This window comes from Actinomadura fibrosa (assembly GCF_900659615.1).
Taxonomy (GTDB): Bacteria; Actinomycetota; Actinomycetes; order Streptosporangiales; family Streptosporangiaceae; genus Spirillospora; species Spirillospora fibrosa.
In genome coordinates this window covers 1-5552 of the sequence record NZ_CAACUY010000402.1, presented here as the reverse complement: position 1 = coordinate 5552, position 5552 = coordinate 1, and the positions used below count along the sequence as shown (strand labels likewise).

General features: G+C 71.4%; 2 protein-coding genes and 1 pseudogene. All 3 read right to left on the bottom strand.

Annotation, left to right across the window (positions count from 1 at the left end):
- Positions 1-1135 (bottom strand): annotated as a pseudogene (locus E1300_RS47215) (endonuclease/exonuclease/phosphatase family protein); the annotation flags it as partial.
- Between the two features lie 495 nt (positions 1136-1630).
- Positions 1631-3109, bottom strand: coding sequence for a 30S ribosomal protein S1 (gene rpsA / locus E1300_RS47210; RefSeq protein WP_131763787.1), 1479 nt, complete (start codon positions 3107-3109; stop codon positions 1631-1633).
- Positions 3110-3369: 260 nt separating this feature from the next.
- A complete protein-coding gene (locus E1300_RS47205; protein WP_131763786.1) occupies positions 3370-4515 on the bottom strand; it encodes a polysaccharide deacetylase family protein in 1146 nt (381 codons plus the stop codon).
- Positions 4516-5552 lie beyond the last annotated feature (1037 nt).

Here is a 5552-nt window from a genome sequence, read left to right as displayed (position 1 = left end):
CGCCCCGGGCCGCGGCGATCGCGGCGAGCGCGCCCAGCAGGATCCCGGCGAGACCGGGCAGCACGTTGTTCGGCACCGGCAGCGGCGACACGGCGCTGACCTGGTACGGGACGAGGATCAGCGCGATCAGCAGACCGCCGATCGCGGCGGCGACGTCCACCCGCCACACCGGGCCGCCCGCGCCGGCGCGGCGCAGCGGCGCCCGGCACGCCACGGCCAGCAGCCACGCCGACAGCACCTGCCCGACGACCACGATCGGCACGACCTCGATGCCGGCGACCGCGTAGGTCCCGGCGACGGCGCCCGCACCGACGCCGAGGAGCGTGCCGCCGAGCACGCACACCCCGCCCGGCACGGCCCGCACGGCGAGCCCGGACGCGAGGAACGCGAGCGCCAGCCCCTGCCCGACGACGATCGAGACGTGCGCGGCCGTCAGCGACTGCCAGCCGGACGACGCGACGAACGCGGGACTGGACAGCACCAGCACCTGGAGCGCCAGGAACGGCCCGAACGCGGCCGCGCCGAACGCGTCCCGCCAGGACACCCCGGGCGCGGCGACGGGCCCGGACGCGAGCTCACGGTAGAGGGCGGCGGCGCCGAGGCCGACGAACGCGAGGCACGCCACCCACGGCGCGATCCCCGACCGCCACACCGGGTCCCAGGTGGCGAAGCACATCCGGACGGCCGTGTCGGCGGACAGGCCCGCCACGACGGCGGTGGCGAAGCCCACCCCGGACAGGCCGCGCGCCCCCTCGTACAGCGCCGCGACCGCGACCATGCCGATGGCGGTGGCGACGAGCGCCAGCCACGTGCCGGTGTGGACGGCCTGGGCGACCAGCCGGACCAGGAACAGCCCGCCGACGCCCGCGAGCAGCAGGCCGCGGGGACCGGCGGCGCGGCGCAGCAGCGGCGCGGCGAACCCGCCGAGGAACACCACGAGGATGCCCGCCGCCGCCGCGGCCGTGCCGGTGTCGCCGGCGAAGTGGTCGAGCTGGGGCAGCGAGAAGCGCAGGATCTGCGCGAGCACCGCGGCCGTGACCGCGATCAGCGCGAGCCTGGCGGGCCCCTGCGGGACGATCGGGGTACCGGCCGCCGCCGGGCCGCCGGTCTTGGTGCCTACGTCTGTGCTGGCCAATTGAACGAGTGCTCCCGGGGGACGAGCGGGCCTCGGGACGAGGACCGTCGGGGTGCGGAACCTGTGCGCGGGGCGCGGCCGCCACGGTACCCGGCGCGGCCCGGCGCTCCGGGGCCGGCCTCCGCGGCGCCGCCCCTGCGGACTCTACGTCCCGCCGGGCGCGCGCGCCGCCGAAACCGCTCGCACCCCGCCGGTACCGATCATGCCGGACCGGGACACATCATGCCCGAGCGACCCGGCGATCGTCCGCCCCGAAACCGAAACCGACCGCCGCCGGACCGAAACCGACCGCGGCAGACCGGAACCGACCGGCCGGACCGAGATCGACCGGGCCCGACCGGACCGGCGTGGAACCGAGCATGACGACGAAAACCGAGCACGGCCGGAGCGCGATCCCCGAGGATCGTTCTCCGGCCGTGTTCAGTGGTTCACCGGCCGCCGCGCGGAACCCGGTGCGGGCTCCGCGCGAGCGGCACGCCAGTGGTCAGTGACGGGTCACTGGCCGCCGGAGAGCTTCTCCCGCAGCGCGGCGAGCGCCTCGTCGGTGGCGAGGGCGCCACCGGTCGTCTCGCTCTCGCCGCCGCCGGAGTACGAGGTCTCGCCGCCGCCGGTCGCGGGACCGGACTCGGCCTCCGCCTCGGCCTTGCGGGCCTCCTCGATCTGCTTGCGGTGGGCGTCGAAGCGGGCGCGGGCCTCGGCGTACTGCCGCTCCCAGGTCTCGCGCTGCTCGTCGAACCCCTCCAGCCACTCGCCGGTCTCGGCGTCGAAGCCCTCGGGGTACTTGTAGTTGCCCTGGTCGTCGTACTCGGCGGGCATGCCGTACAGGGTCGGGTCGAAGTCCTCCTCCTCGATCCCGGCGGCGCCCTCGTTCGCCTGCTTGAGCGACAGGCTGATCCGGCGCCGGTCGAGGTCGATGTCGATGATCTTCACGAAGATCTCGTCGCCGACCTGGACGACCTGCTCGGGGATCTCCACGTGGCGCTCGGCCAGCTCGGAGATGTGCACCAGGCCCTCGATGCCCTCCTCGACCCGGACGAACGCGCCGAACGGCACCAGCTTGGTGACGCGGCCCGGCACGACCTGGCCGATCTGGTGGGTGCGGGCGAACTGCTGCCACGGGTCTTCCTGGGTCGCCTTGAGCGACAGGGAGACGCGCTCGCGCTCCATGTCGACGTCCAGGACCTCGACCGTGACCTCCTGGCCGACCTCGACGACCTCGGACGGGTGGTCGATGTGCTTCCAGGACAGCTCGGAGACGTGCACCAGCCCGTCCACGCCGCCGAGGTCCACGAACGCGCCGAAGTTGACGATCGAGGAGACGACGCCCTTGCGGACCTGGCCCTTCTGGAGGGTGTTGAGGAAGGTCTGGCGGACCTCGCTCTGCGTCTGCTCCAGCCAGGCGCGGCGGGACAGGACCACGTTGTTGCGGTTCTTGTCCAGCTCGATGATCTTGGCTTCGAGCTCGCGGCCCACGTAGGGCTGGAGGTCCCGGACGCGCCGCATCTCGACCAGCGACGCGGGAAGGAAGCCGCGCAGCCCGATGTCGAGGATGAGGCCGCCCTTGACGACCTCGATGACGGTGCCGGTGACGATGCCGTCCTCGTCCTTGATCTTCTCGATCGTGCCCCAGGCGCGCTCGTACTGGGCGCGCTTCTTGGACAGGATCAGCCGACCCTCCTTGTCCTCCTTCTGGAGGACAAGGGCCTCGACGTGGTCCCCGACGGTGACGACCTCGTTCGGGTCGACGTCGTGCTTGATGGAGAGCTCACGCGAGGGGATGACGCCCTCGGTCTTGTAGCCGATGTCGAGGAGGACCTCGTCACGATCGACCTTGACGACAGTGCCTTCGACAATGTCGCCGTCGTTGAAGTACTTGATGGTCTCGTCGATCGCGGCGAGGAAGGCTTCCTCGGACCCGATGTCGTTGACCGCTACCTGCGGGGTGGTCGAGGTGGCCTCGGTGCTGCTCGTCATGTGTCGGCTGGCTCCGGTACGGACATGGAAGTCGTCTGGGTGTTGCGCGGAGGGCCGTTATCCGCCCTGCCGAAGACCGGAAGGAGACGCGGGCGATGCCGCGTCGAAGAACCGAACCGATGTCGCCGACCTGACCGAGCGCGAGCCTGCTCCGTCCGAAGCGCGCGCAGGCCCACAGCGCAGCGATCAGGATATGGGACCGAACCCCCGTGGTCAATCCGGTTCCCGGCAACCCGCGCCCGGCCGGCCGCCGGCGAGGGTCAGTAGACCCGCGCCCGACCCCGGTAGGCCTTGTTCAGCCGGTCCTCCAGGTCCCTCGGAAACGTCACCGTGTTCGGGTCCCCGTCAGAGGTGTACCGCTCGCCGGGATTCTTGTCCAGGTAGTCGAGCCAGGCCGTGGAGCAGAACTGCTTGCAGTCATTCTCCTTGATCTTCCCCTCGGACCGTACCCGGTTCACCGCCCACCGGTCGAACTCCGCGTCGAAAGGCGACTGCGACGGCCTCCAGCCAGCCAGGAAGATCCCCTGGAACCCGTACCTGCCGTCCTCCTTCTGGGCCCACCCCTTCTTTCGCGGGGCCGACCCGAACGGGTAGGCGAGCGTCGTCGTGTGGATCCCGGCCGTGCGGGAGATCTCGTCCTCCATCCCGCCGATCTCCTTGCGCACCGCCTTCTCGGACATCTGCGACAGATCAGGGTGCGTCACCGTGTGGTTGCCCAGCTCGTACCCGTGCTGGACGAGCCACCGGAGCCCCGTCCCCGCGTCCGCCCCGGTCATCCCGAACAAGTCCTTGTTCAGGTAGAAGGTCGCGACGGGCCGGAACCCGGGATGCTCCCGCGCGACCTGCTCGATGATCGCGACGGCCGTCCCCGGCTTGGGGTTCCCCTGCGGATCGAGCCCGAAGTGCCCCGGCGTGCTGTCGTCGAACGTCAGCACCACCGGATGCCCCCCGGCGGGCACCTTGTCGAACCGTCCGCTCACGAACTCGGCGGCGGTGACCGGGACGTAGCCGCCCTTGGCCAGCCGCGTCAGCTCGTCGTACAGCTCCTTGGCGGACCGGTCCAGGGACAGCTCCGGCTTCTCCATGATCCGGTGGTACATGAGCACCGGCACCTGGCCGAGCTCGTTGGCCTTGGCGGCGACCGCTCCGGGCGCCGCCGCGGGGATCGGCCCGGTCGGCGTCGGACTCGGCGACGGCTTCGCGGGCGCCCCCGGCACCGGCGACCCGCCGGGCCCCGTCGCCTTCACCGCCCCGGACGCCTGACCCGCCGGCCCGGCCTGCCCGGTCGCGCCTGCCTGCGTCGCGTTGACGCCCGTCCCGCGCGGCCGCCGCTCCCCGGGCAGCGTCAGCCCGAGCACCACGGCGCAGACGATCACGACTCCCGCGATCTTGTGAAGGAGTGGCACGGTCCTCCCGCCGATCAACGCGAAACAGAGATCAGGGGACAGCGTACGGCTCCCCGGACATCCACGGACACCTACTCGCGTACCCGCATGATCCCCGCGCACCACTCCACCGCCACCACGGATCACCCCAATTCCGGAAACCCCTGGTAAAGCCCCTGATCACCCCGCGTTCGCACCCGTCCCGGCATGTCCCCCCGCCCCGCCCGTCCCACCACATCCCGCCCAACCCACCCACTCCCCTGAAGCCACACCCCACCCCCACCAAGGCAACAAGGAACTGTCCAAGCGAAGGACCCGCGACCGCACCAGCCACCCGACACGCTGCCGCCCCGAGAACGCCCAGAACGTCCACATGCAAGAAACCCGCCCAACAGGCCAAACCACACAACCCCGCTCGCCCGACTACACAAGCGGCCCAGGGGCCTGGAGGTCGCCCGGAAGATCGCGCCCCGAAGAAGCGACCCCAGACGGCCAACGGAGCCACCCGCACGAAAGCTCAGCCCGCGCACGCTAACTAAGCGGAGGCAGCGCCGAAGACGCACCACCCCGCAAAGACCACAAACCGACCAAGCACCCACCCAGGGACGGCACGAGCCACCAAGCGAGCGCCCTGGCCCGGGCCTACATCAACACAGCAGCGCAGCGACGCAGCGCCCCCTCCGGGACGGCCACGGCACGAGCCACCAGGCAAGCGCCCTGGCCCGGGCCTACATCAACCCAGCAGCGCAGCACCCGCTCAAGGACGGGCACGGGGCGAGCCGGCAGGCGAACGTCGTCGGCCAGAGCTACATCAGCGCAGCGACGCAGCACCCGCCCAGAACGGTCACGGCACAAGCGGCGAGCCCGGTGATCAGGCGCCTCAGGTTGCGCCGGGCGCGTTAACTGAGCGGTGGGGCGACGCCGAAGGCGAGCCCCACCGGGAAGATCGCGAAGCGATGCTAGATCGTTGATGGGGAATGATGGTGCTGGTTAGTGGTCATAGGCGATCAGGGAGCGTTTGACGGGTGCGTTGATCAGCCAGTTGTGCCAGATGGCGG